The 26,251-nt window shown below is 50.5% G+C and carries 24 protein-coding genes and 2 pseudogenes; 5 read left to right on the top strand and 21 right to left on the bottom strand.

Annotation, left to right across the window (positions count from 1 at the left end):
* Positions 1 to 59 precede the first annotated feature (59 nt).
* The 18 genes and pseudogenes from JET16_RS01010 to JET16_RS00925 form a co-directional block, all read right to left on the bottom strand.
* On the bottom strand, positions 60 to 263 hold the full coding sequence (locus JET16_RS01010; RefSeq protein ID WP_199613733.1) for a hypothetical protein: 204 nt from the start codon (positions 261 to 263) through the stop codon (positions 60 to 62).
* Between the two features lie 244 nt (positions 264 to 507).
* Positions 508 to 699, bottom strand: a pseudogene (locus JET16_RS01005) (thioredoxin reductase); the annotation flags it as partial.
* Between the two features lie 143 nt (positions 700 to 842).
* Positions 843 to 1,298 carry a GNAT family N-acetyltransferase gene (locus tag JET16_RS01000; protein ID WP_199613732.1) on the bottom strand — a complete coding sequence of 152 codons (456 nt, stop codon included), beginning with the start codon at positions 1,296 to 1,298 and terminating at the stop codon, positions 843 to 845.
* 109 nt (positions 1,299 to 1,407) lie between these two features.
* Positions 1,408 to 2,460, bottom strand: a complete 1,053-nt coding sequence (locus JET16_RS00995; RefSeq protein ID WP_199613730.1) for a FecCD family ABC transporter permease — start codon at positions 2,458 to 2,460, stop codon at positions 1,408 to 1,410.
* Entirely contained in the window at positions 2,453 to 3,484 is a 1,032-nt protein-coding gene (locus JET16_RS00990; RefSeq protein ID WP_199613728.1) for a FecCD family ABC transporter permease, read from the bottom strand. The genes JET16_RS00995 and JET16_RS00990 overlap by 8 nt, the downstream gene beginning before the upstream one ends.
* 8 nt (positions 3,485 to 3,492) lie before the next feature.
* Complete coding sequence (locus JET16_RS00985; RefSeq protein WP_199613726.1) at positions 3,493 to 4,488, bottom strand: ABC transporter substrate-binding protein; 996 nt, start codon at positions 4,486 to 4,488, stop codon at positions 3,493 to 3,495.
* Positions 4,489 to 4,531: 43 nt separating this feature from the next.
* Positions 4,532 to 5,728 (bottom strand): staphylopine family metallophore export MFS transporter CntE, encoded by a 1,197-nt coding sequence (cntE, locus tag JET16_RS00980; protein ID WP_233530918.1) that lies wholly within the window; start codon positions 5,726 to 5,728, stop codon positions 4,532 to 4,534.
* Positions 5,729 to 6,109: 381 nt separating this feature from the next.
* Positions 6,110 to 6,310: a hypothetical protein gene (locus tag JET16_RS00975; protein WP_199613723.1), complete on the bottom strand. Its 201-nt coding sequence runs from the start codon at positions 6,308 to 6,310 to the stop codon at positions 6,110 to 6,112.
* Between the two features lie 13 nt (positions 6,311 to 6,323).
* Positions 6,324 to 7,652: an amidohydrolase family protein gene (locus tag JET16_RS00970; RefSeq protein ID WP_199613721.1), complete on the bottom strand. Its 1,329-nt coding sequence runs from the start codon at positions 7,650 to 7,652 to the stop codon at positions 6,324 to 6,326.
* Between the two features lie 13 nt (positions 7,653 to 7,665).
* Complete coding sequence (locus JET16_RS00965) at positions 7,666 to 8,931, bottom strand: Zn-dependent hydrolase (protein ID WP_233530917.1); 1,266 nt, start codon at positions 8,929 to 8,931, stop codon at positions 7,666 to 7,668.
* A complete protein-coding gene (gene hutI, locus JET16_RS00960; protein ID WP_199613719.1) occupies positions 8,903 to 10,201 on the bottom strand; it encodes an imidazolonepropionase in 1,299 nt (432 codons plus the stop codon). The genes JET16_RS00965 and hutI overlap by 29 nt, the downstream gene beginning before the upstream one ends.
* A 13-nt stretch (positions 10,202 to 10,214) precedes the next feature.
* A complete protein-coding gene (gene hutU, locus JET16_RS00955) occupies positions 10,215 to 11,876 on the bottom strand; it encodes a urocanate hydratase (RefSeq protein WP_199613718.1) in 1,662 nt (553 codons plus the stop codon).
* A 127-nt stretch (positions 11,877 to 12,003) separates the two neighbouring features.
* Complete coding sequence (locus JET16_RS00950) at positions 12,004 to 13,740, bottom strand: ABC transporter ATP-binding protein (protein WP_199613716.1); 1,737 nt, start codon at positions 13,738 to 13,740, stop codon at positions 12,004 to 12,006.
* 329 nt (positions 13,741 to 14,069) lie between these two features.
* Positions 14,070 to 14,261, bottom strand: a pseudogene (locus JET16_RS00945) (polyketide cyclase); the annotation flags it as partial.
* Between the two features lie 127 nt (positions 14,262 to 14,388).
* A complete protein-coding gene (pdxR, locus tag JET16_RS00940; RefSeq protein WP_199613714.1) occupies positions 14,389 to 15,762 on the bottom strand; it encodes a MocR-like pyridoxine biosynthesis transcription factor PdxR in 1,374 nt (457 codons plus the stop codon).
* Positions 15,763 to 15,784: 22 nt separating this feature from the next.
* Entirely contained in the window at positions 15,785 to 15,937 is a 153-nt protein-coding gene (locus JET16_RS00935; RefSeq protein ID WP_199613712.1) for a hypothetical protein, read from the bottom strand.
* 151 nt (positions 15,938 to 16,088) lie between these two features.
* Positions 16,089 to 16,379 carry a hypothetical protein gene (locus tag JET16_RS00930; RefSeq protein ID WP_199613710.1) on the bottom strand — a complete coding sequence of 97 codons (291 nt, stop codon included), beginning with the start codon at positions 16,377 to 16,379 and terminating at the stop codon, positions 16,089 to 16,091.
* A 156-nt stretch (positions 16,380 to 16,535) separates the two neighbouring features.
* Complete coding sequence (locus JET16_RS00925; protein WP_233530916.1) at positions 16,536 to 17,183, bottom strand: GntR family transcriptional regulator; 648 nt, start codon at positions 17,181 to 17,183, stop codon at positions 16,536 to 16,538.
* Between the two features lie 226 nt (positions 17,184 to 17,409).
* Between JET16_RS00925 and JET16_RS00920 the strand changes: the two genes are divergently transcribed.
* From JET16_RS00920 to JET16_RS00900, 5 genes are read left to right on the top strand one after another with little or no spacing between them, the layout of a single operon-like run.
* The gene (locus JET16_RS00920) at positions 17,410 to 18,315 is read left to right on the top strand and encodes an RraA family protein (RefSeq protein WP_199613708.1); all 906 of its coding nucleotides are present in this window, start codon (positions 17,410 to 17,412) and stop codon (positions 18,313 to 18,315) included.
* Positions 18,316 to 18,331: 16 nt separating this feature from the next.
* The gene (locus JET16_RS00915; protein ID WP_199613706.1) at positions 18,332 to 19,294 is read left to right on the top strand and encodes a mannonate dehydratase; all 963 of its coding nucleotides are present in this window, start codon (positions 18,332 to 18,334) and stop codon (positions 19,292 to 19,294) included.
* A gap of 36 nt (positions 19,295 to 19,330) precedes the next feature.
* Positions 19,331 to 20,110: an SDR family NAD(P)-dependent oxidoreductase gene (locus JET16_RS00910; RefSeq protein ID WP_199613704.1), complete on the top strand. Its 780-nt coding sequence runs from the start codon at positions 19,331 to 19,333 to the stop codon at positions 20,108 to 20,110.
* Between the two features lie 19 nt (positions 20,111 to 20,129).
* Positions 20,130 to 20,870 (top strand): SDR family NAD(P)-dependent oxidoreductase, encoded by a 741-nt coding sequence (locus JET16_RS00905; protein WP_199613702.1) that lies wholly within the window; start codon positions 20,130 to 20,132, stop codon positions 20,868 to 20,870.
* Positions 20,871 to 20,907: 37 nt separating this feature from the next.
* A complete protein-coding gene (locus JET16_RS00900) occupies positions 20,908 to 22,299 on the top strand; it encodes a mandelate racemase/muconate lactonizing enzyme family protein (protein ID WP_199613700.1) in 1,392 nt (463 codons plus the stop codon).
* Positions 22,300 to 23,070: 771 nt separating this feature from the next.
* Here the strand turns inward: JET16_RS00900 and JET16_RS00895 are convergent.
* From JET16_RS00895 to JET16_RS00885, 3 genes are all read right to left on the bottom strand, one after another.
* The gene (locus JET16_RS00895; protein WP_233530915.1) at positions 23,071 to 24,363 is read right to left on the bottom strand and encodes an ABC transporter substrate-binding protein; all 1,293 of its coding nucleotides are present in this window, start codon (positions 24,361 to 24,363) and stop codon (positions 23,071 to 23,073) included.
* A 70-nt stretch (positions 24,364 to 24,433) separates the two neighbouring features.
* Positions 24,434 to 25,273 carry a carbohydrate ABC transporter permease gene (locus tag JET16_RS00890; RefSeq protein ID WP_199613696.1) on the bottom strand — a complete coding sequence of 280 codons (840 nt, stop codon included), beginning with the start codon at positions 25,271 to 25,273 and terminating at the stop codon, positions 24,434 to 24,436.
* Positions 25,270 to 26,181 (bottom strand): carbohydrate ABC transporter permease, encoded by a 912-nt coding sequence (locus JET16_RS00885; protein WP_233530914.1) that lies wholly within the window; start codon positions 26,179 to 26,181, stop codon positions 25,270 to 25,272. Before JET16_RS00885 ends, JET16_RS00890 begins: the two co-directional genes overlap by 4 nt.
* Between the last annotated feature and the right edge of the window lie 70 nt (positions 26,182 to 26,251).

Here is a 26,251-nt window from a genome sequence, read left to right as displayed (position 1 = left end):
CAGTAATGTCTAAGATAATGATAATCATTATCACTAACGAAAGTAGTATAGGGTAATCCCTATCCCTTGTCAATGCGGCTCTCCGCCGGAAGAGAATAATATTCATGGATTGCATGATTGACCGCGTATTGAACGAGCTGCTTCCAGTTCTGATGATCCGTGTTTTTGCGTAGTATGTACTTGTTGTAATATTTGTGCGGACATCTCAAATACTCTTCAAGCTGGTAATCCGCGATGCTTACCACAAAGGTGTCTGAACTCATTGGTTAAGCACAACCTTTTTTAGCCCCCAATTAAAGTAGCGACATACATACAGTCACCGGAACAATGCATATCGCTTACCGGATATCCGATTGATCATTCTTTTGTTATAGTAAGTGATAATGATTATCATTGTCAACAAAAGAAGAAAAAAAGGACGATGTTCTTGGCCTCCTGATATCAAGGCCTCGAACATAGCCCTATCCGATAAATTCCCATTGGCGCTTGACTCTTCGATATTCGGAATTACTTCATCATCTGCTTTACCAACTCTCTATTTCTCTCTTTGAAAACTTCATTATGCGAAGAGACCATCGCATCTTTACTGGCATCGGGTTGAATGTATTGTTTGGCTTTATTTACTGCGTTCGCCGCATCCTGAAACGCGCCGGCAATCAAATATAGCTTCCCATCGTGCTTAAGTATGTCTCCGGCGGGTTCAACGGATTGAACCCCCCATGTCTTGTTCAATCGATTTTTCAGATTTTTCATTTAAGTGAGCATATCGGTCAATGCAAAATGCTCCTTTCTAGTTAATTAGAAAAAAACCGCTGAAGCGGTGTTCAACGGTGGCGCTGTTCTTATAATTCCTTGGTCATAAATGCGCTGTTTGGGTCCTCTATGTAATCGGCAAACGGAGCGCAATATTGAAACCCGAAGCTTGCATATAGCCTTCGAGCCGGTTCGAAAGAATCCATGGAGCCCGTTTCCAAACTTAGCCGCTTATAGCCGCGACGCCTGGCTTCTTCAATGATGTGTTCAAGGATTCGCTTGGCTACGCCTTTTCTTAGATGAGATGAAGATGTCCGCATTGATTTTATTTCGCCATGTTCCCCGTCAAGCTCCTTCAGCGCACCGCAGCCAAGCAGTTCATCTTGTTCCCAAGCGCTCCAGAACGTTACATCCGGTTTTCTTAGCTCCTCGACATTTAAGGCATGACAGCTTTCGGGCGGGGATTGGGATGACATACTCTCAAGATGTTCCTTAATAAGCGCAATTACCTTTGATCCGGTTAAATCGTCTACCTTAATTTCCATAAAATACATACCACTCCACGGACACAGTCTCAATTTCTTCCTAATCTAGTATACGTCTTATTGCTTCCACGCTCAACGGGTCGGCCATCGGTTTTTATACCGTCTCATTTTACATTCTAACAAGCGACTTACGCAGCAAATACAAGAAGAACGGCGCTCCGAGCAGCGTAGTGACGGCGCCGACCGGCAAGCTCGTCGTATGGTTTTCCATGCCCGGCAGCGGAAGGCGGATCGTGATGCTCTGCCCGATCCAATCGGAAGCCAGCAGAAGGAATGCCGCCATCAATCCGCTGACCGGGAACAACACCGCCGGACTCCTCCCCGCGAGCAAGCCCGCAATGTGGGGTCCGATCAGCCCGATAAAACCGATTGCTCCGACGACGGATACTGCAGCCGCCGTCAGCGCGGAAGCAATCAAGAGCAGCACAAATCGCGTTCGGTTTACGGCTAGTCCCAATCCTGCGGCCATTTCATCGCCAAGCCGTAAAATATCCGCCTTTCGCGCATACGCCAATGCCAGCAGCGTTCCTGCTAAGGCCCATGGCCATATTGAAGACCAGCTGCTCCACCCTCTTCCGTTCAGCGATCCGAACAGCCACAGGAAGATGGAAGTAAGCCCTTGTTGGTTCTGAAGGAGGAGCAGCGAAGTCGTCGACTGAAGAATCGAAGTAACGATGACGCCGACCAGTGCGAGTCTGGCACTGTTCCCTCTCTGGTTCGCGTTCAATGCAAATACGAGTACGGCTGCGCCTAGGCCGCCGGCGAGAGCGACGAATTGCAGCAGCTTATTTCCAGCATTCCAACCTGCCGAAGCGATCCCCCAAAGAACGGCGAACAACACTGCACCGGAGGAAGCGCCGACCAATCCCGGTTCGACCAGCGGATTGCGGAGAATCGTCTGCAGGATTGCGCCCGCAATGCCGAGCATTACGCCGGCGGCAACCGCGACTAAGGCGCGTGGAAAGCGTAGATTCCATACGATGTGACGAGCCCCGTCGTCTCCCCCAAGATTAAAGAGCGCCAGTATTACTTCTTTCGGTGTGAATGAAGTCTTCCCATAGCCGATATGCAATATAAACAAGAGGACGACCCCGAAAGCCAAGATGAAAAAAACTAGAGGGACCATCTTTCCCGAACGTGCCGACGCATTTCGGTCACCCATGAAATCCGCCTCCTTGCCTTCTTAACAGCAGGAATAGAAAGCAGCTGCCGCCAAGCAGCGTCGTCCAAATTCCGACCGGGATTTCGATCGGATAAAGCAATAGACGTGCCGCCATATCGGCCGTAACGAGCAGAACGCCTCCGCAAAGCATAGCTAGCGGGAGAACGATCCGCGCGTCGGCCATCCTTAGCAAGGTGCGGATGATATGAGGAGCCAACAAAGCAATATAACCGATTGGTCCGCTCTGCGACACGGTAACAGCGACTAGAATTGCGCAAAGCGCAAAAATGGCAACCCTTGAGCGTCCCACTTTCACGCCAAGTCCGGCTGCCGTATCGTCGCCGAGCTGAAGCAAGTTTATGGTCCTGGTAAAAAACAAGCATACCGGCAGCGTTGCGAGAAACCAAGGCATGATGCGCAGCACATGATCCCAATTGCGGTTTGCAAGAGAACCGAGCAAATACAGGTAGAGCATATTTACATCATTGCTCGTCCCGAGCGAAATGAGCAGAACGAGCAGCCCGTTCATGATCGCAGACACGGACATCCCGATCAGAAGCATACCGAGCGCTCCCCGGCTTCCGCGGGCTGCAAGCACCACGCAGCATCCGCCAACGAGACCGCCCCAGAGCGCAAACAACGGGTGCAGTTGTACGGATACCGGCAAATGCAGCACGGTAATCACAGCCAATGCAAGCGACGCTCCCGCCGAAACGCCTAACAGCTCCGGTCCGGCCAGAGCGTTGTTCATCGCACCTTGCATGAGCGTCCCTGCCGCCCCGAGCATTGCTCCGACCAGAAATCCCAGCGCGACTCTTGGCATACGAATCTCCATGACGACCGTTCGCTGCAGCTCACCGCCCTCGTCCCAGAACACAATGCCCGGCAGCTCCCGCCAAGAAACCGCCGGTGAGCCGGCGACAACCTGCAAACCCGCGGCAATAAACAAGAAGCCAACCAGCAATAAGATCGGAGGAAGAAAGCTTCTTCCTCCGATCGCGTTCCTTCCTGCTTCAATTTTCATCGCATCACCTAATATAACTCCGGATATAGAAACTTCATCGATTCATCCAATAAGATGCCTAACGAACGGGTGCCGCGGCCGTCTCCCCATATCGGGGAACGAACCTCGATGACCTTGTTTTCCTTCACAGCCCTCAACTCGCTCCACAGCGGCAGGTCGGCAAGCTGCTCCGACAACGGCTTCGTACCTGGACCGAAGGAATAGCTTTCAACAAAGATCGCGTCCGGATTTTCCTCCAGCAGCTTCTCGAGAGAGTACGGAATGCTGCCGTCACCGTAAGGATCTTCGGAAGGATCGTTCACCTTCCATGGATAAACGGCGATTTCTTTCATGACGGTGCCGCCTAATCCGCTGTCGGTAACAACCGCGAAATTTACATCGCTTCCGAACATGATCAGCGCTTTCTTATTTTTTGGCGACATCTCCTTCGCTTCCTTGAGCTTCGCAAGGAACGTTTCGGCGGCCGCCATCGCCTCCGCGGTTTTCCCGGTAATGCGGCCGATCGCTTCGATCAGCTCAAGCGATTCCGAATAATGGACCGGATTGACCAATATGATCGGCGCGACGCCGTCCAAGCCTTCCCGCAGCGCATCGTGAACGCCTTTCAAACCGATGACGAGATCGGGCTTCGCATTGACGAGGTCCTCGAGATTCGGTTCAAAGAAACTGCCCCCGATCGACGCGAAAGTTTGTCCCTTCTCCCCATAAAACTCCTCTTGCGTTGCAATCGTACGGACGCCGCCCTCGCTGATCGCGACCGGTTCCATCCCGAGCTCCGCCATTACATCGATGCAAAATGAGACGACGCAAGCGACTCGCTCGACCGGCTGTTCGAACGTCAACTCTGTATTCGTATCGTCAACGACGGAAAGCTTCTCTTCCGCCCCGTCAGCGGCCGATGTATCCGACATTGCCTCTTTCGCCAAGTCCGAATTCATATCGTTCGATCCCTCAGGTGCGGCAGCGCCGCCGCATGCAGTGACAAGAATAATCAGAAGCATCATGAATACTGTCAGTAGAACAAGAACCTTCCCTGGTCCTCCGGAATCATTTCATATTTGTTTGAACATCCAAAATGACGACCGTTTCCCTGCGCTTTATCCAAATGAAGCCGATCGCCGACAAAGCGATGAGGGAGCATGCCGCAAACATGTGAGCGAATGAAAATAATTGAACGATATAACCCGTTGCGAAGCCGCCAAGAGCAAAACCTAAATCGTATGAAGCTAAAAATATGCCGAACAAGATATGCTTTGTCGCTTTCGGAACGGCGAATGAAATATACGTCGTAATAGTCGGGTAAAGCAATGACATGGCCAAACCGTTAAAGACAGACGAAAGGTATACAAAATAACCGAGATGCGGCAATACGGCGAGCAGCGCCGTTCCGGCAACGGAGAACAGCAATACGACGGACACGAAAACCGGGTGCCAATTGCCGTCCGAAGGTATGTATTTTCTCAATACGAATCGGCTGCACACGACGACAACCGCTTGCAAAAACAAATAGAGGGCGGGATTTCCTTCGCCTGTTGTCACCATATATAGCGGGAGAAACGTAGAAACGGCCCCGAATACGAAAGCGCCTGCAAGCATGACGAAAGCGGAAACGATCAAACCGTTATGGGGAAGCACTTCTGCCAATGCGGACCGCATTTCGCGCAATGTAAATGCCGCTCCTCCCTGCTTCGTTCCCGGAAGAGGCGAGCGCAACAGAAACAAAAGCGGGACAATCGCCAATACCGCTATAAACACCGAAAGATAGGCGAGTTTGGACGGCGTCCAAAGAAGCAGCGCCAACGCAGGACCATATAACCCAGGCAGCACTGTAGATAGAGAATACATCGACATTCCTTGCCCTCTGTCTTCATCCCGCAATATGTTCCCGATTCCGATTTGCATGGCCATAGAGAAAAATGCGGTCACAGCTCCTTGCAGCGCACGAACGATATAAAGACCGTCCGCACCAAAACAAATATAGACGAGCAAAGTCAACGCATGCCCTATTAACAACCACCGCATGACGGTGAGCACGCTGTGTTTCGCGATCATTTGCCCCGCCCACGGACGCAATAACATGCATGCAAACATGTAGAAGCCCATCATGATGCCGATCTCGCCTTCTCTATAGCCATGGTCTGCAGCTTGGAGAGGGACTACGACGGTTAACACGGAATTAGCCGTGAAGAAAAACATCGCCAATGCATACAGCTTCACCATACTTTTAGATAGAGGGCTGTACATCAACTAAAAACCACCTCTTGGAACCAGTCTGCACCGCCGCTCTCATTCTATCAGGGATCGAATTAATAGTAATGATTACGATTAAGGTCGATTTTGATTGTACTTCAAAAATTTTACAATGTAAATAGTAATCATAACGTTTTTCCTCTATTGAATGCTAACTCCTTCGCTTTGGCAGTATCCCAGTTCGGATAATAATCAGCCATAAAGATGAACGCATCGGATATTCTCATGCCGAATGGCATTGTGAGATGATCCGGTACAAAAGCAACCTTCTTATATATCTCTTTATCTGCAGGTTGGCCATCGATGCGAATCTCTCCCCGTCGATTGGCGTCAAACCCATGATCTCTTTCATCACGTTAGATTTTCCGGCTCCGTTCACGCCTCCGACTCATATTTGCGTTTTACCAAGTCCAGAAGCTCTTCCAATGGCATATCGATGTTGCGGACGGATTCGATCAATGCGTCGACGGCCTCTTCAAGCAGCTCCAGCCGTATTTTCCGCAGTACAGCGGTCTCCGTCGTAATCCGGCTCGCGGTGTTTGTCAAGCCTTCACCGTTCTTGCTGACACTTATCAAAACAAAATTCGTCTTACGACGAGCCCGTGGCACTCCATTGTTCAAATAGCCGGTCCACTTTATCGACTATCGATTTCTCCGATACCGTTCGAAGCGTGCCATCTTCAACAATCGTTCTCCCGTTCACCACAACATCCTTTATCGCGTTAGGCTGAAGCGAGTAGACAACGTTCGCAAACAGTTCCCGCTTCGGAGACAAGGAGAGATCGTTCAAATCGAGCGTGACAAAATCCGCTTTATAACCCTCTTGGATGATGCCTACCGGCAGACGGAGAAGCTCCCCGCCAACTTTCGTGCCCATGTCGAACACTTGCTTGGCGTTGATGCACGTACCGTCTAATCGGGTCACCTTTTGCAATAAAGAACACATTCTCATCTCTTCGAAAATGCTGATCCTGTTATTGCTGCAGGCGCCGTCCGAACCTAGCGAGACGCGCACTCCCGATTGCAGCAAGTCTGGAATACGCGTTACTCCGTCCGACAGGAACATATTGCTTGAAGGGCAATACGCCAATGCGGCCATTCGCTCCCCCAACAGAATTATTTCCGAGTCGTCCAGCCAAACCAGATGAATCGCAATCATACTCTCATCGAGCACACCGAGCCGATCCAAATAATGAACGGGTCGCAACCGGTATTTTTCCAACGTCTCCACAACCTCGAACATTTCCTCGGCTACATGAATGTGGAAAGGGGTGTCCAATTCCCGAGCCAAGCGGTGGCCGGCCTTGATCATTTCCGGAGAAGCGGCGTGCGGGCTGTGCGGAGCCGGATGGATGTCAACCATCGGATCGCCTTGGTATTTGATTGCAAGATTTCGAGTTCTTCGCACGGCGTCTTCCACCGTCTCTTGGAAACCGGCCGGCGCGCCGTTCCAATCGTACATCGTGCGGGCCAGCACAAGGCGGATGCCCGCATCTTTCGCAGCCTGAATGACGGCTTCATCGGTGTCGGTGCCGCCGTTATGGACGTAGAAGAAGTCACTCACGGTCGTAACGCCGTATTTCAGCATTTCGCCGAAAGCGAACAGAGCCCCGGTGTATATGGCGTCTTCGTCTAGTAGAGGACTATACTTATAGAGCGCTTGATCGCGCCACTCCAGAAACGGCCGGTCGACGGCGATGCCTCTGAGCAGGCTTTGAAACGAATGATTGTGAGCGTTAACGGTTCCTGGAACGATCGCTTTTCCGCTCCAATCCTTACGTTCAACTCCGGGATATTTCGCTTCCAACGATTTGGCGTCGCCAACCTCTTGTATGACCCCGTTATCAACCAGAACGGCCAAGCCGTTCTGAAATCGATTTTTATAAAAAATGGAATCGGCCTTGTACAGTATCGCCACGCGTTCTCCTCCCTTACCGGTCCAAGCGCCGGTCAAGCTCCAGAATCGTATGGAGCAATACATTCGACACCTTCTCGATGTCATCCATACGGCTAAATTCTTCAGGACAGTGGCTTTTGCCTCCGCCGCTCGGAACGAACAGCATGCCGCTTCTTGTAATGGACGCCATGTGCGCCGCGTCGTGGCCGGCCATGCTGCCCAGCTTATACCAAGGATAGCCGAGCACGCCCGATTGTTCTTGACTCACTTGAACGATCAAGTCGTCCATCGGAGCGGGATCTTGATCAAGCAGCACTTTACGCGTCACCTTCGCGGTCCGGCGCCGCTCTACGTCTCCGATCCGGCGCTCCCATTCCGCTATCACTTCGAGGATTTCTTCCCTGCTCTTCCCGCGGATCTCAACGATAAATGCCGCTTCCTCCGGGATGATATTGGCTGCGTTCGGCTTAACGTTGATTCGTCCGACCGTGCCTACCGACTCGTTCGCAGGATGGTTCCGGCACACGTCCTCCAAGGCAAGGATGATTTCGGAGGCAGCCGTCAACGCGTCGTTCCGGTCCTCCATCACCGTCGTTCCCGCATGGTTGGCTTCACCGCAAACGACAACTTCCTCCCGGTAAATACCTGTGATCGCGGTAACGATGCCGACCGGAATGTTCCTCTCCAGCAGCCGTTTGCCTTGTTCGATGTGGACTTCCAGATAAGCGCCGAGTTGCTCGACGCTTCGGACGGCATCCTCGATTCGCTCGGGATCCCCTCCCGCGCTGCGCAGCGCTTCCGTCAGAAGCCGGCTTTGCGGATTCGCCACACCGTCGATATGTTCCTTCTTGAGCTTGCCGGTAACGACTCGGCTGCCGAATGTCGACAATCCGAACGGATTCGGCTCCTCCGCACTGAACGAGACAAGCTCCAACGGATGCCTCGTTTGTACGTTATGTTCGTTAAGCAGCGTCATCACTTCAAGCGCGATCAATACGCCAAGCGCGCCGTCATACTTCCCTCCGTTCGGAACCGTATCGATGTGCGAACCGAAAGCGACGGACGGCAGCGACGGCACAGTGCCCGCACGTTTGCCCCAAATATTGGCGGCCTGATCGACCCGCACATCGAAGGACTGTTCTTTGAGCCGCTCTTTCAACCAATCCCTTGCTTCTAATTCCGGCGGAGTAAACGTCGTGCGATCCATGCCGCCTCGATCATTTTGACCGAACACGGCCAATGCTTGTATGTTTGCTTCGAGTCGTGCCGCATTAATTCGAAGCATGTTTTCCGTTTGCAATGAGAACACCGCCTTCAACTGCGATTTCTCCGTTCTTAATGACCGTATGGACAAGATTGACGGCAAAGTTATACTGAAGCGTCTGGTAATTCGGAGCGTCAAACAGTACGAGATCGGCTTTCTTGCCTGCCTCGATGCTTCCGATTTGATCCGCCCTGCAGATCGCATGCGCCGCATTGATCGTTGCCGCCGCCAGCACTTCGGCAGGCGTCATCCTCATCGTTAAACAGGCGATATTCATGACGAAAGGCAGCGATTGCGTCGGAGAAGTGCCGGGATTGCAGTCCGTGGACAGCGTGACGGCGACTCCCTCATCGATCATCTTTCTCGCCCTGGCCGGTTTCTCCATTAGGAAAAGTGCGGTTGCCGGCAAGAGAACGGCAATCGTATTGCTATTGGCCAACGCTTGTATGCCGGCATCGGACGCCTGCAGCAGATGCTCGGCGGAAACGGCGCCAACCTCGGCCGCAAGTTCGGCGCCGCCGGTTTGAACGATTTCATCGGCATGGATTTTTGGCTTTAAACCGTACGATTTGCCGGCCTCAAGTATTTTCCTGGATTGTTCAACTGTAAACACACCTTCTTCGCAAAATACATCGCAAAACTCCGCTAGTTTCAGTTGCGAAACAAGCGGGATCATTCGTTCAATGATCAATTGCACGTATTCGTCAGCACGGCCTCTGTATTCAACGGGTATCGCATGTGCGCCCATAAACGTGGGAACGATGTCTATCGGATGAATCCTTTGCAGTCTGCGCGCCGCTTCAAGCTGTTTGACCTCATCCTCAACCGTCAAACCGTACCCGCTCTTCGCCTCAACGGTCGTTACGCCGTGCAGCAAAAACCGGTCCAGCCTTACGTGCGCCTGCTCGATCAACTGCCCCAAGCCGGCTTCCCTCGTGCTGCGGGTAGTGCTCAGTATTCCGCCGCCTTGCTTCAACATATCGATGTACTTGGCCCCTTGCAGTCTCATTTCGAATTCTTTCTCCCGGCTGCCTGCATACACCACATGAGTATGCGGATCGACGAGTCCCGGCGTTACAATCTTACCCGAAGCGTCGATGAGGCGAATGTCTCCCTCGAAAGTTTCCAGGAAGTCCGCGGCATCACCGTCGGACCCGACGAAAGCGATCCTATCTCCGACAAGAACAACGCTTCCGTTCTCGATCAGGCCGATATCGGACATCGCCTCGCCTCTCTTCGGGGCATCGCTCGCCCCTTTCATCGTCACGATTTGTGCTGCCGATTTCACATGCGTAATCACTGTCATAGTATTCCATCCTTCAATTCATGCTCGGTATACGAATGCCCTTCGCCTTCGCCGTGCGGATCGCCAAGTCATAACCGGCGTCAACGTGGCGCACCACGCCAATGCCCGGATCGGTCGTCAACACGCGTTCAAGCCGCCTTGCCGCATCTTCGGAACCGTCCGCAACGACTACCATCCCTGCATGAAGCGAGTATCCCATGCCTACGCCGCCTCCATGATGAACCGAAACCCAGCTCGCTCCCGCAGCCGTATTCACGAGCGCGTTCAGTATCGGCCAATCCGCCACCGCGTCGCTTCCGTCCTTCATCGCTTCCGTCTCACGGTTGGGAGAGGCGACCGAGCCGGCGTCCAGATGATCGCGTCCGATGACGATAGGGGCTTTCAGCTCGCCGGAAGCGACCATGTCGTTAATAATCTTTCCGAATTCTGCGCGCTCCCCGTAACCGAGCCAACAAATTCTGGCCGGCAAGCCTTGGAAGGCGATTTTCTCCCTCGCCATGTTGATCCATTTGCACAGATGCTCATTGTCCGCAAATTCCTTGAGAATGACTTCATCCGTCTTATAAATATCCTCCGGGTCTCCGGATAAGGCGACCCAACGAAACGGTCCTTTCCCCTCGCAAAATTGCGGGCGGATATATGCCGGAACAAAGCCCGGAAAATCAAATGCGTCCGCAACCCCTTCGTCATACGCTACTTGACGGATGTTATTGCCGTAATCGAACGCAACGGCGCCTTTCTTGCGCATCGCAAGCATCGCCTGTACATGAACGGCCATGCTGGCCTTTGATTTTACAACGTATGCTTGAGGATCCCGCTTCCGCAGCTGTTCGCCCTCCTCCAGCGTCATCCCCGCCGGGAGATAACCGTTTAGCGGATCGTGCGCCGACGTTTGGTCGGTAACAATGTCAGGGATAAAATTCCGGTTGACCATCTCGGGCAACACTTCCGCCGCGTTGCCCAGCAGGCCGATCGACAGCGGCCGGCCCGCCTTCTTCGCCTCCACGGCCAAGTAAATCGCCTCATCGAGCGACTCCACGAGTTGATCGCAATAGCGGGTCTCGATGCGCTTCTCGATTCTCGACCGGTCGACGTCGACAGCGATAACAACCCCCTCGTTCATCGTAACCGCGAGCGTCTGCGCGCCGCCCATGCCGCCGAGCCCTGCCGTCACGGTGATCGTTCCTTTCAGCGACCCGTTGAAATGCTGTCTCGCGCACTCCGCGAACGTCTCGTAGGTGCCTTGCACGATCCCCTGGCTTCCAATGTAAATCCAGCTTCCCGCCGTCATTTGTCCGTACATCATCAGGCCTTTTTGATCCAACTCATGGAAGGTGTCCCAATTCGCCCAAGCGTGGACAAGGTTCGAATTTGCAAGAAGCACCCTGGGAGCGTCTTTGTGCGTTTTGAAGACGGCAACCGGTTTTCCGGACTGTACGAGCAGCGTTTCGTCATCTTCTAACTCATTAAGAGAAGATACGATCCGATGATAAGCGTCCCAATTTCTTGCCGCCTTGCCGATGCCCCCGTACACTACCAGCTTCTCCGGATGTTCGGCCACTTCAGGGTCCAAGTTGTTCATCAGCATGCGAAGCGCGGCTTCCTGTACCCAGCCCTTCGCTTGCAATTTCGTGCCCCTCGGGGCTATTATCCGTACACCGTCTGTACCGTTCATGATCGGTCCCTCCTTTATTCAGCATACGCTCCAATGTTCCCATCGTTTCCAGCCGAATTCCGAATGTTCATCCGAAAAATGCAAAAACCCGGCCGCAGACTGAACTGCCGACCGGGCTCTTCCCGCATCAAATCTTGAACTGCATATTGTACAAACGCGCATAGGTGCCGTAATTTCCCATCAACTCTTCATGCGTCCCCTGTTCTTCGATCCCATGATCCGTTAATACGACAATCCTTTTGGCGTTTCTAATCGTAGATAATCGGTGGGCGATTACGAAAGTCGTGCGGTTTTTCGCTAAATGCTCCAACGACTCTTGAACAACCTTCTCACTTTCATTATCCAGCGCGCTCGTAGCTTCATCGAATATTAATATCGGCGGATTTTTCAAGAACACTCGCGCGATGCTCAACCGCTGCTTTTGCCCTCCCGACAACTTAACGCCGCGTTGGCCGATATCCGTATCGTATCCTTCCGGCAATCCCATGATGAAATGATGAGCATTTGCATGTTTTGCCGCTTCAATGATTTCCTCGGTGCTTGCATCAGGATTTCCGTAGCGGATATTTTCCATCACCGTCCCGGCAAACAAATAGACGTCCTGCTGAACGATCCCTACATTCCTTCGCAATGAGCTCAAACGGATATCTTTTACATTCACTCCATCAAGGAGCACTTCTCCATCGCTGATTTCATAAAATCTTGGAATTAACGAACACAACGTTGTTTTGCCGGCTCCGGAAGGTCCCACTAATGCAATATACTCTCCGGCCATTACACTCAGAGAAATACCCTTCAGCACATGCTGACGGCTATTCTCGTACCTAAACGTTACATTTTTAAACTCCACATTTCCTTGAACGTTTTGTAATTCAATTGCATTCTGCGCGTCCTGGATATCTGGCTCCGTCTCGATGATTTCCATAAAACGTTCGAATCCGGTAATGCCTTCTTGAAACTGCATCGTCATATGAGTCAGCTTTTGGATGGGCTCGATGAGATGGGCGATATACAATAAAAATGTGATCAAATCCGCCAAATCCAACGACGCATTCAAAATGCTCGCACCGCCGAAAATGATAACCGTCACTGTAGTAAGCTGAATGAGAGCAGCCATTCCATTATAAAAGTACGCCTCGTTCTTATAGGTGTTTTTTCTGCTGTCGAGGAACCGGTTGTTTTCGTAAGCGAATTTATCTTTTTCGATTTCCTCGTTGGCAAATGACTTCACGACCCGGATTCCCGAAAGACTATCTTCAACCTGCGCATTGATATCGCCGATTCTTTCTTTATTCCTCTTCAAAGCGATATTTAACCTTTTATTGAAAAAAAGCGCGTAAACGGCCATCACCGGCAAAAAGACGAACACAGCCAACGTCAATTCCGCATTGATATGAAACAGTATGACGAACGCCCCGATAAACTTGATGAGATATATGACGTAGTCTTCAGGGCCGTGATGATACAATTCCGACAATGAGAGCAGATCGTTGGTGATTCTGGACATGAGCTTGCCGGTTTTTTGCTTGTCATAAAATCCGAACGATAACTTTTGATAATGCTCAAACAATTCCTTTCGCATGTCGCGTTCCATCATGGCGCCCATCGCGTGGCCCCGGTAATCGACAAAAAAATTGCACGCGGTTTGCACTATAACCAATACAAGCATCAATGCACCGGTCATATAAATTTGATTTAGCGCATTCGCGATACCTTGCTCCAATACATTTTTGGTAATATATCTTGTCAGCAACGGATACATCAGTGTAATCGCCGATGTAATGACGGCGCACGCCATTACCGCGCAGAACAACCTCAAATACGGTTTGTAATAAGAAAGAAACTTCTTATACCGGAAATTCATATATTGATTTTCTCCTTCGTTGAGAGTGTAATCGGGCAGTTGCCTGCGGACACAAAAAAACACGACCTTGCAGTCGTGTCGTTCCTGTAACAGGCACTCCATTATGAAAGGTTACCGATGATTTGCGTAAGCGCAGCACAAAATAAAGGGTAGTCGTATCTACCTGCAATGGCCGCATTTACGCCTATATTTAATTAGTTTTCATTCACCTGTGTTCTCATCGAAATAACCCCTCTCAACAAAAGAAGTTGATTTTATTATATTCTCCAGGCAGCACGTGTCAATCGGTACATTCGTTTATAAATAATTTCTACCATTGCGAGCGAATTTATATTGTCCGAAACGCCGTACATTTCCCAATCCCATCTGATATGCTTTCCCGCTCCCAATCTTCCGCTGCTTTTCGTAAACCAGAATTTTACGGTAACGGCCGGATCTATAAACGCCTTAAACACCTCTTCAACCGGTTTTCGGATGAGCATTTCCGCTTTGACAACCGGTGTTTGATTCAGAGTCGCCATAGTATTGCTCCTTTTATATTTTGAGTTTCTTATATAATAGCAAAGAATCCTCGTTACTCATTTCTTCCCGATTGCTCATTTCGCAAAAAAGCCGCCAATCGGCAGCTCGCGATCTAGTTATAAGGATTTATACTCCCGGCAGTCGCCTAACACCTTCAACAATTTCTTGTTCCGACAAGTGACCGAACCCGAACATCCATTCGTGTTTGCGCCTTTCGTCGCCGAAGACGTGATATTGGACCGGGTACAGCCGGACTCCCCCAACGTTGACAGGTTCCGGTGATGCAGGCAAATGCGGCGCATGAACGGAAATGTGCAAACCGGTGGAAGTGCCGAAAAGTTCTATATTACCGTTAAATTTTTCCGCAAGAGATTTGACTAGAAGCTGCTGCTTTTTCCGGTAGCGGTGCCTCATTTTCCGAACATGCCGCTCCAGATGACCTTCGTCAATGAATACGGCAAGCGCCTCTTGCTCAAGCGAATGCGTATGTATGTCCGATATCCATTTCTCCATAATAAAATTCTCAACCAACGGCTCGGGAAGCACGGCGTAACCGATCCTTAGCGAAGGAGACAGCATCTTGCTAAGCGTTCCCACATAGATAACCCGGTCCGGATCCAGCTCGTACAGCGCACTAACCGGCGGCCCTTCGTATCGGAACTCGCTGTCGTAATCGTCTTCGACGATGTATGCGTCTACGGAGCGGGCATAATGCAGCAATTCGATTCTTCTCTGAATCGGAAGAACGCCTCCGGTCGGGAATTGGTGGGACGGCGTCACATAAATCATACGAACGCGCGGATCATCCGGCAATGCGGACGTGACGATTCCGCCCCGGTCTACGGGAACGGAATGAATGTGCCCGCCATAGGATGCGAAGATGGAACGGATCTCGCGGGTGGACGGATTTTCTATCGCTGCAGCCCGGCCGGGACCTAACAATAGCTTCGCTGAAATCGCTAGCGCTTGCGCCGCGCCGTTCGTTACGACAATGCAGTCGGGATCGCAGACAATGCCCCGGGCACGGCGCAAATATCCGGCAAGCGCTTCTCGCAACGCGGCCGAACCTGCGGCCGGCTGATAATGGAATTGTCGGGTCGGACCGTTCAACACGGCTTTCTTATAGCACTGCACCCATAATCCCCTTGGAAAGCAGCCGCCATCCGGCATACCGGTGCGGAAATCGATGACACTTTCGTCCACAACGGAGGCATCTTTCCGCCGGCTCTTAGGCATGTCCGGTAATCGGTCCAGCTGCGCCCCTTCCGCCACAAATGTCCCTTTGCCCTTTTTGCCCGATACATACCCTTCCGCGAAAAGCATGTCATAGGCTTCCATCACCACGTTGCGAGACACGCCGAGCCGTTCGGCAAGCTCCCTTGTGGAGGGAAGCTTCTCTCCCGGCTTGAGTTTGCCGGAGTGTATCGCTTCACGTATGCCGACATATACTTGGCGAATATACGGAACAGACCGTTCCCGGTTGATTGAAAGCCAATCCATTGATGCTTCCTCCCGCTTTTCCTTACGAACATCCGATATTCCGATTCTGAATCGAATCGTTCTCATGCAAAGCCGCAATAGGCCCAAGACCTCTCGAAAGCAGTACGCATATAACGACAATCACAGCGATTGAAATGATGATCGTGACTCGATCCTTTCCGTTTCCTGCCGGCATAGGCTCCTCCTTACGATACAGCGATGTCGGTCGGGCGTAAAGGCCCAGATCCAAACATAGCACGCATTTCGGTCGAAACGGAGAGCCATTTATACTTAGATTGAATGGTGCCACTACTAAAAATACGGTCGGCAATTGCCGACCGTTTATCTCATTCCACTCCATCTTTAAAGTGATTAGTGTAGTATTTATCTCCTTTGTGCCGTAAATCCTCTATCGTCCATTCCAGCGTATGCAGCAGTTCCTTCCGCACGTCGGACAGCGTATCGTAAAAAACTTGTTCCTGTCCGCCGCTCGGCTTAATACCCGCAAGAGCTTGTGCCGCAACGTACCGGCGGTGATACTCTTCCAAATGATCCAATGCCTCCAGCACGTGTTTCGCATAAAGCGCCAAGTCCTTATTTCGTTCGGATATATTCTTTGTGATATCCTCGATACTCATGTCGCATCCACTCCTTTGTGTCCCTAATCTCCCAGCAAATATCCAGCTTCTTGCCGGAACATTTTTGCGATTCGGAACGAGTATACGCTCATGGTACGAGTTAAAACTTAAAGTAAAATGAATGTAACATGAAAATTACATAAAACATGGAGACCGCTAACCCGTATATTCTTTATAAAATTGAAATCCATCCACGCACTTGGTTGCGGCTTCCTCCGCATTTCCGGTTTTTATGATTTCCAGCAGTTCACGGTGACCTTCAACGATCTCGTCATTCGGAATGTGCTGATTCGTAATGCTGATAAATCTCATGATTTTCGTGCGGATATTTTTCCAGATGTCAACAAACAAATGATTGTTACACCTTTCATAAAAAAAACCGTGAAACCTCATGTCGAGCTCTACTAATTGAAATGGATCCTTCTCATCGATCGCCTTTCTCATTCCGTGCACAATATTTTCCAGATAGCTCAAGTCGTTTGCGTTCATGACTTTCATCGCTTCCCGGACGGCATGTCCCTCTACTAAGGTCCGAAACTCATATACATCCTTAATTTCTTTCAGAGTGATATCGGAAACGACCGACCCCTTGTTCGTTTTACCGATGATCAACCCTTCCTGTTTAAGTCTCTCAAGAGCCTCTCTCACCGGCGCCTGGCTAATTTCGTATTTTTTCGCGATGTCCATGACGAGCAGACGGTAACCGGGGGGAAACTCGCCTTTGAGGATCGCTTTCTTTATGCTGATATACACCTGTTCGCTTAAGGAAACAGTATGGATTGGAACATTCGTATGAAACATCATCGGGTCCACCTCTCAGCAGCGGGATTATCGATAATCATTAATTCATACCAATCGTATCCGAAGGTGTGATGAGTCGTCAACCGTTTACAGCTGCGCGAGATTCGGTCGCCATACTGACTGAATCATCAGTAAAAAATCAAACAATATCGTAAATTTACGTCATCGCACCGAATCGGACCGGGCTAGTAACATAAGAAATGAATGTAAACAAAAATGAGGTGTTCACATGAAGTTTGACAATCCGGAAGAAATAGTCCAGTTGACGCCGCTTTGGCAAGGCGAACGGTTTCCGAACGGCCGTCCCAAAGTACCGGACGACATTCTTCGACGGATGCGGAAAATTACATTAGAGGAAGTATGGGGACCGCTTTGGAACAGAGGTTATGCGTATCAGTTTGAAGGCGATTTCAAAATCATCCACCCCGACAAGGTGATGGTCGGTCGCGCCGTCACGGCCGTAATGGTGCCGAAACGTCCTGACTTGCACGAAACGCTGCTGAAATACGGACACGAGCAGGAAGGCAGAAAAGGGTTCTTTAATCAATGGGTCATCGATTGTCTGCAAGAAGACGATGTCGTCGTCGTGGACATGTTCGATAAAATCTATCAAGGCACTTATGTAGGCGGAAACTTGTCGACCGCCATCTCCACACGCACAAAAAGAGGCGGCGCGGTGATCTGGGGAGGTATCCGCGATAATCAGCAGGTAGTAAAGATCGAAAATATCAACGTGTTCTACCGCGGAAGCGATCCGACGGCCATTGCGGACGTAACGATGGTTGGGATGAACGTACCGGCGCGGATCGGCAGAGCGATATGTCTTCCGGGCGACATCGTATACGCGTCTCCGGCCGGAGTGATCTTTATCCCTCCCCATCTGGCCGAGCTTACTGTCGTTAATGCGGAGAAGTCCCAAGTTCGCGACGTTTTCGGCTTCATCCGCTTGAAGGAAGGTGTTTATACGACAGCGCAAATCGACGCCTCATGGACGATGCCGCTTTGGCAGGACTTCCTGGACTGGTTCAATAGCTCCGAAGAAGCAGCCGAATACCGGCACCTGACATGGGACCGGGAAATCGATGAAGCACGCAAATTGGACCAAAACGGACCGTCCAGCGACGTTCGTCTGTAAAGGGAGGGTTATTCATTTGAAATTAGCAGAAGCGTTAGGAACCCATGAAAACCGATTATGGACTTTGTGTAAGCAGATGGGCGTTAATTACGCGGTAGCAGGATTGCCCGGGGTAGAGAACGGCTATAAGCCTTGGGACTATGTAAATCTATTGCTTATGAAACAAAGATTCGAAAATTTCGGTTTTCATGTTGAAGTGATCGAAGCCAGGCCGCCGGCAAATAAAATAAAGTTAGGATTGCCGGGACGAGATGAAGAAATAGCTGTCATTCAAGAGCTAATTCGGAATATGGGCGAACTGGGAATTCCGGTATGGTGTTACGATTTCATGGCCGAGTTTAACTGGTTCCGCACTTCAACCAGCACTCGTACGCGCGGAGGCGCATTGGTATCCAGTTACGACCATTCCCTCATGAAAAATGCGCCATTTACCGAGAATGCCCCGATAAGCGAAGATCAACTGTGGGAGAACCTGGAGTATTATCTGAAAGCGATCGTACCGGTGGCTGAAAAGGCAAAAGTCAAATTGGCGCTGCATCCCGATGATCCGCCGATCTCGCCGATTCGCGGCGTATCCCGAATTCTTACGAGTGCAGACGCACTTCAGCGCGCTATCGATTTGGTGCCAAGCGAGTACAGCGGCGTTTGCTTGTGCCAAGGCACCCTTGCGACAGCCGGAGACGATATTCCCGCCGCGATTCGCAAGTTCGCCAAACAAAATAAATTGTTTTTCGTTCACTTCAGGGACGTGCGCGGAACTGCCGAGAAGTTTGAGGAAACCTTCCACGATGATGGAATAACGGACATGTTCGAGGCGATGAAAACATACGCCGAAGTAGGATTTGACGGCCCCGCCCGGCCGGACCACGTTCCTACGATGGCAGGCGAAGACAACGGAAATCCCGGTTACGAAACGCTTGGGCGACTGTTCGGTGTCGGTTATATAAAAGGTCTTATGGAAGCCGCTTACAGGAATTAACCGGCTCCAAAAGTTCATAGGCAGGTGGGGCGAACTATGAAACTAAAAGACAAAATCGTGTTCATCACGGATGCCGATAGCGGTTCGGGAAGAGCGATTGCCGAACGTTTGGCTGCGGAAGGCGCTCATTTTATTTTAAACAGCGCTTCAGGCGGCGAAAACATCAAATCGAACCTGCAGCTGCTGAAAGACTCCGGATCAAAGACCGTTGTGACAAACGTTAACCTGTGCAAGAGCTCCGATGTGGAGGCCATACTTGAGGAAACCGCTCGGCGGTTGGGCATTATTGACGTTCTGGTACACAACAATAATGTCTTAAAACCGGCCAGCGTAGAAACATGCGATGAGCAATTGTTTCTGGAAATCATGAATGCGAACGCCAAATCCGCGTTTGTATGCACGAAAGCGGTGGGCAAACAAATGGCTCTCAAGAAATCCGGCAAAATCATCTACGCAAGTTCCATACATGCCGAGAAACCGACGGGCTCCTCATTCGCATACAGCGTATCTAAGAGCTCGGTCAAGATGCTCTGCCGCGAAGCGGCGATTATATTAGGCCGCGACGGTATCAACGTGAATACAATCGAATTGGGTCCTGTCGATGGAGACGATCTCTTGTTTAAGAGCGATATCTCTACTCTATACGATTTCTATCAATATAAAGTCCCCAATGCCTTTCTCGGCAGCTATGACGACCTAGCCCACCTTGTCTTATTCCTCTCCACCGATGAAGCGCGCTATGTGAACGGTGCGGAAATCCGTATGGACGGAGGGTTCCTCATGCACTATATGGATCACAAAATGAAACGGTCATAGCTTTGGGAGGTGGTATTCCATGAGTCTGTCACAAAAGGTTGCCATTGTTACCGGCGCCGGAACCGGCATCGGCAAGGGAATCGCCATTGCGCTAGCGCAACGCGGAGCCAAAGTAGCCATCTCCTACAACTCGAGCGACGCAGGCGCGAGAGATACGCAGCAGAAAATTGAAGAAATCGGCGGCGAGTCGATCATCGTTAGAGCGGACGCAGCCGACAAGCATGAAATCGACAGCATGGTGAATGAGGTTGCGCGCCATCTCGGCGGAATCGATATTCTTGTAAATAATGCCGCACTTCAGTTGAATTTGAACTTATACGATCATGACGACGAAACATACGATCGCATGATGAACATCAATTTGAAAGGGTACTGGCAGTGCATCCAAGCCGTAATTCCGTATATGAAGGAAAATGGAACCGGAAGAATCATCAATATTTCTTCCGTCCACGGGAAGCGGCCGACCGATTTTGATACCGTCTATTCCATGACGAAAGGCGGCGTAAAAATGTTGGGACGGGAAAGCGCGATCGAGCTGGCGAAATACGGAATAACCGTCAATACCATTGAGCCCGGCGCCGTAAATGTAGGGAAGCATGGCACAGGGGAAACAAGACGCGATATTCGGAAAAAGTTCCCGTTGGGCCGTATCGGCCTTCCTTCGGATGTGGCAAGCATGGTTTGCTACATCGCTTCCGATGAAAGCGAATTTATGACCGGCGCTTCGATTCGATTAGACGGTGCAAGCATGCTGTTATAACCAAACCTCTTAATATGATGGCAAAGGAGTCCGAACGATGGTACAACAACAATCTTATGGAAGCGCGCTAGCCCATGTAAACACCCATTCGAAACCTTCCGAGTTGAAAATTACCGACATCAGGTTCGCTGATATTGTCGGCGCCCCGATGCACTGCTCTTTGATCAAAGTATATACAAACCAAGGTTTGGTCGGCTTCGGCGAAGTGCGCGACGGCGCAGATAAACTGTACGCACAAATGCTCAAGCCCCGCCTTCTCGGTGAAAATCCTTGCAATATCGATAAGCTGTTCCGCCGGATTAAGCAGTTTGGCGGCCACGCACGCCAAGGCGGCGGCGTAAGCGGAATCGAGATCGCATTATGGGATTTGGCCGGCAAAGCCTACGGCATCCCGATCTACCAAATGCTTGGCGGCAAGTTCCGCGATAAAATCCGGATGTATTGCGATACCGATGTGGACGGTAAAGATACAGGCACGGCGATGGGACATGCGCTTAAGAAACGGATGGAGCAAGGCTTCACCTTCCTGAAGATGGATCTTGGGATCGGCCAAATCATCGACGAACCGGGAACACTCAGCGCGCCGCTAGGTTTCTTAGAGGAAATGCGCGAGGCATCCAGGGCTTATTGGAATGCAAGGAAGAATGGCAATGTGCCGGCGGAAGAACTGCGTTACCTGCGCAATCGCGCTTATGACTTCCAAAATATCGCCCATCCTTTCACCGGTATCCACGTGACCGAGAAAGGATTGGATATACTCGAGCAATACGTGGCCGATGTCCGTTCCGTAATCGGCTGCGAAGTGCCGCTCTGTATCGACCATTTCGGCCATATTGGCATCGAAGACTGCATCAAGCTCGGACGCCGCATCGATAAGTTCAATCTTGCTTGGATGGAAGACATGATCCCCTGGCATTATACCGATCAATATGTACGTTTGGCCAACTCCGTAACGACACCGATCTGCACGGGAGAGGATATTTATTTAAAAGAAAACTTCAAGCCGCTTCTCGAGTCCGGCGGTGTTTCTATCATTCACCCGGACGTTCTGACGGCCGGCGGTATTTTGGAAACGAAGAAGATCGGCGATATGGCGCAGGAATACGGTGTCGCAATGGCCATCCATATGGCGGAAAGCCCAATCGCCTGCTTGGCGGCCGTTCACGTTGCGGCAGCAACCGAGAACTTCCTAGCGCTTGAGTTCCACTCCGTCGAAGTTCCGTGGTGGGATGATATTATTATTGCTCCCCAACTTCCAAAACCGCTCCTGCAGAACGGGTTCATCCGCGTTGCGGACGCGCCGGGTCTCGGCATAGAAGAGCTTAACGACGAAGTGATCGCGCAGCACCTGCATCCGCAAGTTCCCGGTCTGTGGGAATCTACGGACGAATGGAACGACTTTGTCGGCAACGACCGATTGTGGAGCTAATGGGATTGCATATCAATAGGACCGTTAAGGAGTTTGCCTTGGCGGTCACCCCCTTCCTTTAGACCACTTGAGCAGCTCGAAACTGCTACTCAATTTTCTGTTTCGCACCTCCATAAGCGCCGATCCCTTCACCTCTCGCAACTTCATAAGTACCCCCGTTTACCTCAAGAAGAAGCCCCTTCGCAACTTCATAAGTCCCCTCGTTACTCCTTGCGCGCACTATCCCCTACATTCAGACGATCGTTTGTCCATTTGTCCCGATCCTGCTGCCCGGACTTCCAGTTGCGTATCAACTTGCGCATACTCTCCCGGTTAGTCAGCAATGGGTATTTTGAGATTCCGGATTCCGGAGTTCATCCCTCTTTGTACGTTTCGACCGCGATCCTTGCCGAGTTCTGAAACAACAGGGATAGCTCTCATAAAACAGTTGAAACGAGGTCATGGCGACTCGTTTATCTGAACCTTGGGGATATTGCCTGCAAGGAGGTTCTGGACATAGGTCAGACCGACACGGTTTATATGATTCATGGGGATGGTGCATACAAGGGGGGCGAGACAAGGGTCAAAACCGACTTGGTTTGTCTGATTCATAGGGATAGTGCCCGCAAGGAGGTTCGAGACATAGGTCACAACCGACTCGGTTTATCTGTTTCAAGGGAATAGTTCGCACAAGGGGGTTCGACACAGAGTTAATGTAGCAAGAAACCCCGAATTAACGGAACGCTTTTCCGTTAATTCGGGAATGAAAAAAATTGCGCACTCTGTCAGCTATTATTTGTTGGCTGCATTAGCTGCCAGGTCTTGACCCATTTGATTGATTTTATTATAAGCTTCCTCTATCGATTGCTGGCCGTAAGTAACTGCTTCCATCTCCGCTTTGAAAGCGTCTACCCATTCCGTATAGCCTGGGGCGGCACTGAAGAATGGCATCGCTTTATCGACTGAGACGTCATATATTTTCTTGCCGAGCTTATCTTTCGGTTCCAGCGTCGGTTCAAGCTCTGCATAAATTTCCGGATTGATCGGAATGCCGCGGGTCAGACGAAGCGCTTGACCGGCTTCCTTATCCGTAATGAACCACCGAACAAACTCTTTTGCTTCTTGCTTATACTTTGAGTTCGCGCTGACACTCAAGAAGATCGTGGATTGCGCCCAACCGCCGCCTGCAGGTCCCGTTGGAACATTGACGACATCTACTTTACCTGGCATTAATGTTTCCAGCACGCTTACGGAACCTGTTGTACCGCCGCGGGTCATAACGACGCCGGATGCCATCGGATCCGCTTGCGGATCGTTTTCCACAAACGCCGCCGCTTGTTCCGCCGGCGGAACAATGCCTTCTTTGCGGAATTCCGCATAAGTGTTGAAAAACTTCATGAATAATTCTTTGTCGAGATTGAATGTTTTTCCGCCGTCCGCCATGATCTCGCCTTTACCCATGGACGCTTGGTAATATTGATACCAGTCCCAAGTGGTGGTATCACCGATCGGATACTGGCCTTCCGGCAGTTTCTTGCGAGCCTCCCTAGCCCAGTTGAAGTAGTCGTCCCATGTCCAATCCTTTTGCGGCAGCGGAATGCCGAATTGTTCGAGTTCGGCTTTGTTGAACGCGATACCTTGCGCATTTTGGCTAAGCGGAATGCCATACAGCTTACCGTCGATCTTCAGGTTGTCGATTACTTTAGGATCAACGATACCGCTAAGATCAATGTCGGACAAATCCTCAAGCGTGCCTCTCGCCACGTATTCCTTAATATAAGCGGCGTCCATCTGCAGCACGTCCGTCATTGATTTCGACGCCGCAAGCGTAGGCAATTTGCTCCAATACCCGTCCCAAGCCAGATATTCCGGCGTAAACGTGACGTTAGGATGCTGCTTCGTATAAATTTCGAGCGCTTTCAATGTGGCTTCGTGTCTTGCATCCGGTCCCCACCACATAATGCTAAGCTTTGCGTTATTGTTTGATTTCTCCCCGGACTCAGCCGCCGGTTCCTCCTGGACTTCTGTTCCCGCTTCTTGCCCGCCCCCGCTGCAAGCCGTTACAAGCAACAGAACAATAGTCATCAGCAAAGTCAACCCCTTTGCCCGCAAACGATCACCCTTCATTTCATTACCCCTCTCTTGACTGTAATGATTATCCTTTTAAACCGGTAGTGGCGATTCCTTCGACGAAATGCTTCTGTGCTAGGAAAAATACAATGACCGACGGAACAATCGAGAGCAGCGACATCGCTAAAAGCTGCCCCCACTGAATTTCAAACTGGTCGATAAACATCCTCAATGCCAAGCCGACGGTAAATTTCTCGACGGAGCTCAAATACAGCACTTGCCCAAAAAAATCATCCCAACTCCAAATAAATGTGAAGATGGCCACCGTGACCAACGCCGGTTTAATTAATGGAAAAACAACCCGGAGGAAAATTCCGTAAACCGAGGCACCGTCTATCTTTGCCGCTTCGTCCAAATCCTTCGGAATACCTCTGATAAATTGAACCAACAGAAAGACGAAAAATGCCCCGCCGCCGAAGAAATGCGGTAAAATCAACGGAATATAACTGTCCACAAGACCCAAATTGTTATACAAAATATACTGCGGAACGATCGTTACCTGACCCGGCAGCATCATCGTAAGGAGGAGAATCGAGAACCAAAAGCTGCGAAGCTTAAAATTCAATCGGGCGAAGCCGTAAGCCACTACGGCGCTGGTCAGCACCCCGCCCAGTACGTTCCAAAACTCCATCATCAACGTATTGGCGAAGAAGTGCCCGAATGAAAACTCGGCGGAGAAATTCCAACCCTTCGTGTAATTTCCCCACATAGGCGTCTCCGGCCAAATGGTAGGCAAACGCATTTCCTCGGTTTTTTTCAAGGATGCCCCGATCCACCAAATCACCGGATACAGCATCAGCAGCGAGAAGCTCGATAAGAACAAATGGTTGCCGAGTACCGAAAGTTTGGGGCGCAACGCATTCATTTGGACTTCCCCCCATCCGCCTCATAAAATACCCAGTAACGCGAAGCAAAGAAGTTAAGCGCGGTTAAGGCGGCAACAATCGCAAGCAGTATCCAAGCCAGTGCGGAAGCATAGCCCATCTGATAATGCTTGAATGCTTTCTCGTAAAGGAACAAGGCGTACATATACGTCGATTGGACCGGTCCGCCTTTAGTAATGATGAACGCCGACGTGAACATTTGGAACGAGCCGATTACGCCAAGCACAAGGTTGAAAAACATGACCGGTGAAAGCATTGGAAGCGTAATATTGACGAACTTCCTCAATCTTCCTGCTCCGTCCACGGAGGCCGATTCGTACAGCTCCTGTGGAATTTGCTTTAATCCGGCCAAGAAAATCACCATTGTTGAACCGAATTGCCAAGTGTTCAATAGGATCAGCGTACCAAGCGCGGTGTCCGGATTTGTAATCCAACCGACACCTTGAATACCGAACCATGCAAGTACTTGGTTCACGTAGCCATCTAAACCGAACATGTTTCTCCAAAGAACGGATACGGCAATACTGCCGCCAATTAAGGATGGAAAGTAAATCGCCGTCCGGTACAGGTTCATGCCCTTTAACCTTCTATTAAGAAGCATGGCTACCATTAACGAAAAAAACAGTTTGAGAGGAACGGAAAACAGTACGAATGTAAATGTGACAGCTAGCGATTTGCCGAACAGCGCGTCTTTGGTAAAAATTTTCTTGTAATTTTCGGTACCTACCCAAATCGGATCGGCTAAAAGGGAGTATTCGGTGAAGGATAAGTAGAAAGACTGAGCAATCGGCCAAAGCGTAAGCAGTAGAAAACCTATTAACCAGGGCGAAATAAATACGTAACCCGCTATATTGGTTTCGTACGAGTTATTCTTTTTCTTTCGAACCAATCGTGTCCATAACGAAAGCTTGCTTACTGCGGCTGAGTTTATCCCATATGTCTCACCCCTCATAACCCAA

It is taken from the genome of Paenibacillus alkalitolerans (assembly GCF_016482785.1).
Taxonomy (GTDB): Bacteria; Bacillota; Bacilli; order Paenibacillales; family YIM-B00363; genus Paenibacillus_AE; species Paenibacillus_AE alkalitolerans.
Note: the sequence above shows the minus strand (reverse complement) of the source record. Positions and strands in the feature narration are given on the sequence as shown.

What these genes read in the sequence shown, in the direction of transcription:
- JET16_RS00920 (WP_199613708.1), top strand. Translation starts at nt 17,410, where the DNA reads ATGAAGTTTGACAATCCGGAAGAAATAGTCCAGTTGACGCCGCTTTGG.
- JET16_RS00950 (WP_199613716.1), bottom strand. Translation starts at nt 13,740, where the DNA reads ATGAATTTCCGGTATAAGAAGTTTCTTTCTTATTACAAACCGTATTTG.
- JET16_RS00905 (WP_199613702.1), top strand. Translation starts at nt 20,130, where the DNA reads ATGAGTCTGTCACAAAAGGTTGCCATTGTTACCGGCGCCGGAACCGGC.
- JET16_RS00910 (WP_199613704.1), top strand. Translation starts at nt 19,331, where the DNA reads ATGAAACTAAAAGACAAAATCGTGTTCATCACGGATGCCGATAGCGGT.
- JET16_RS00985 (WP_199613726.1), bottom strand. Translation starts at nt 4,488, where the DNA reads ATGATGCTTCTGATTATTCTTGTCACTGCATGCGGCGGCGCTGCCGCA.
- JET16_RS00895 (WP_233530915.1), bottom strand. Translation starts at nt 24,363, where the DNA reads ATGACTATTGTTCTGTTGCTTGTAACGGCTTGCAGCGGGGGCGGGCAA.
- JET16_RS00995 (WP_199613730.1), bottom strand. Translation starts at nt 2,460, where the DNA reads ATGGGTGACCGAAATGCGTCGGCACGTTCGGGAAAGATGGTCCCTCTA.
- JET16_RS00935 (WP_199613712.1), bottom strand. Translation starts at nt 15,937, where the DNA reads ATGCCGGCAGGAAACGGAAAGGATCGAGTCACGATCATCATTTCAATC.
- pdxR (WP_199613714.1), bottom strand. Translation starts at nt 15,762, where the DNA reads ATGGATTGGCTTTCAATCAACCGGGAACGGTCTGTTCCGTATATTCGC.
- JET16_RS01010 (WP_199613733.1), bottom strand. Translation starts at nt 263, where the DNA reads ATGAGTTCAGACACCTTTGTGGTAAGCATCGCGGATTACCAGCTTGAA.
- hutI (WP_199613719.1), bottom strand. Translation starts at nt 10,201, where the DNA reads ATGACAGTGATTACGCATGTGAAATCGGCAGCACAAATCGTGACGATG.
- JET16_RS00930 (WP_199613710.1), bottom strand. Translation starts at nt 16,379, where the DNA reads ATGAGTATCGAGGATATCACAAAGAATATATCCGAACGAAATAAGGAC.
- JET16_RS01000 (WP_199613732.1), bottom strand. Translation starts at nt 1,298, where the DNA reads ATGGAAATTAAGGTAGACGATTTAACCGGATCAAAGGTAATTGCGCTT.
- JET16_RS00900 (WP_199613700.1), top strand. Translation starts at nt 20,908, where the DNA reads ATGGTACAACAACAATCTTATGGAAGCGCGCTAGCCCATGTAAACACC.
- JET16_RS00925 (WP_233530916.1), bottom strand. Translation starts at nt 17,183, where the DNA reads ATGATGTTTCATACGAATGTTCCAATCCATACTGTTTCCTTAAGCGAA.
- hutU (WP_199613718.1), bottom strand. Translation starts at nt 11,876, where the DNA reads ATGAACGGTACAGACGGTGTACGGATAATAGCCCCGAGGGGCACGAAA.
- JET16_RS00990 (WP_199613728.1), bottom strand. Translation starts at nt 3,484, where the DNA reads ATGAAAATTGAAGCAGGAAGGAACGCGATCGGAGGAAGAAGCTTTCTT.
- cntE (WP_233530918.1), bottom strand. Translation starts at nt 5,728, where the DNA reads ATGTACAGCCCTCTATCTAAAAGTATGGTGAAGCTGTATGCATTGGCG.
- JET16_RS00890 (WP_199613696.1), bottom strand. Translation starts at nt 25,273, where the DNA reads ATGAATGCGTTGCGCCCCAAACTTTCGGTACTCGGCAACCATTTGTTC.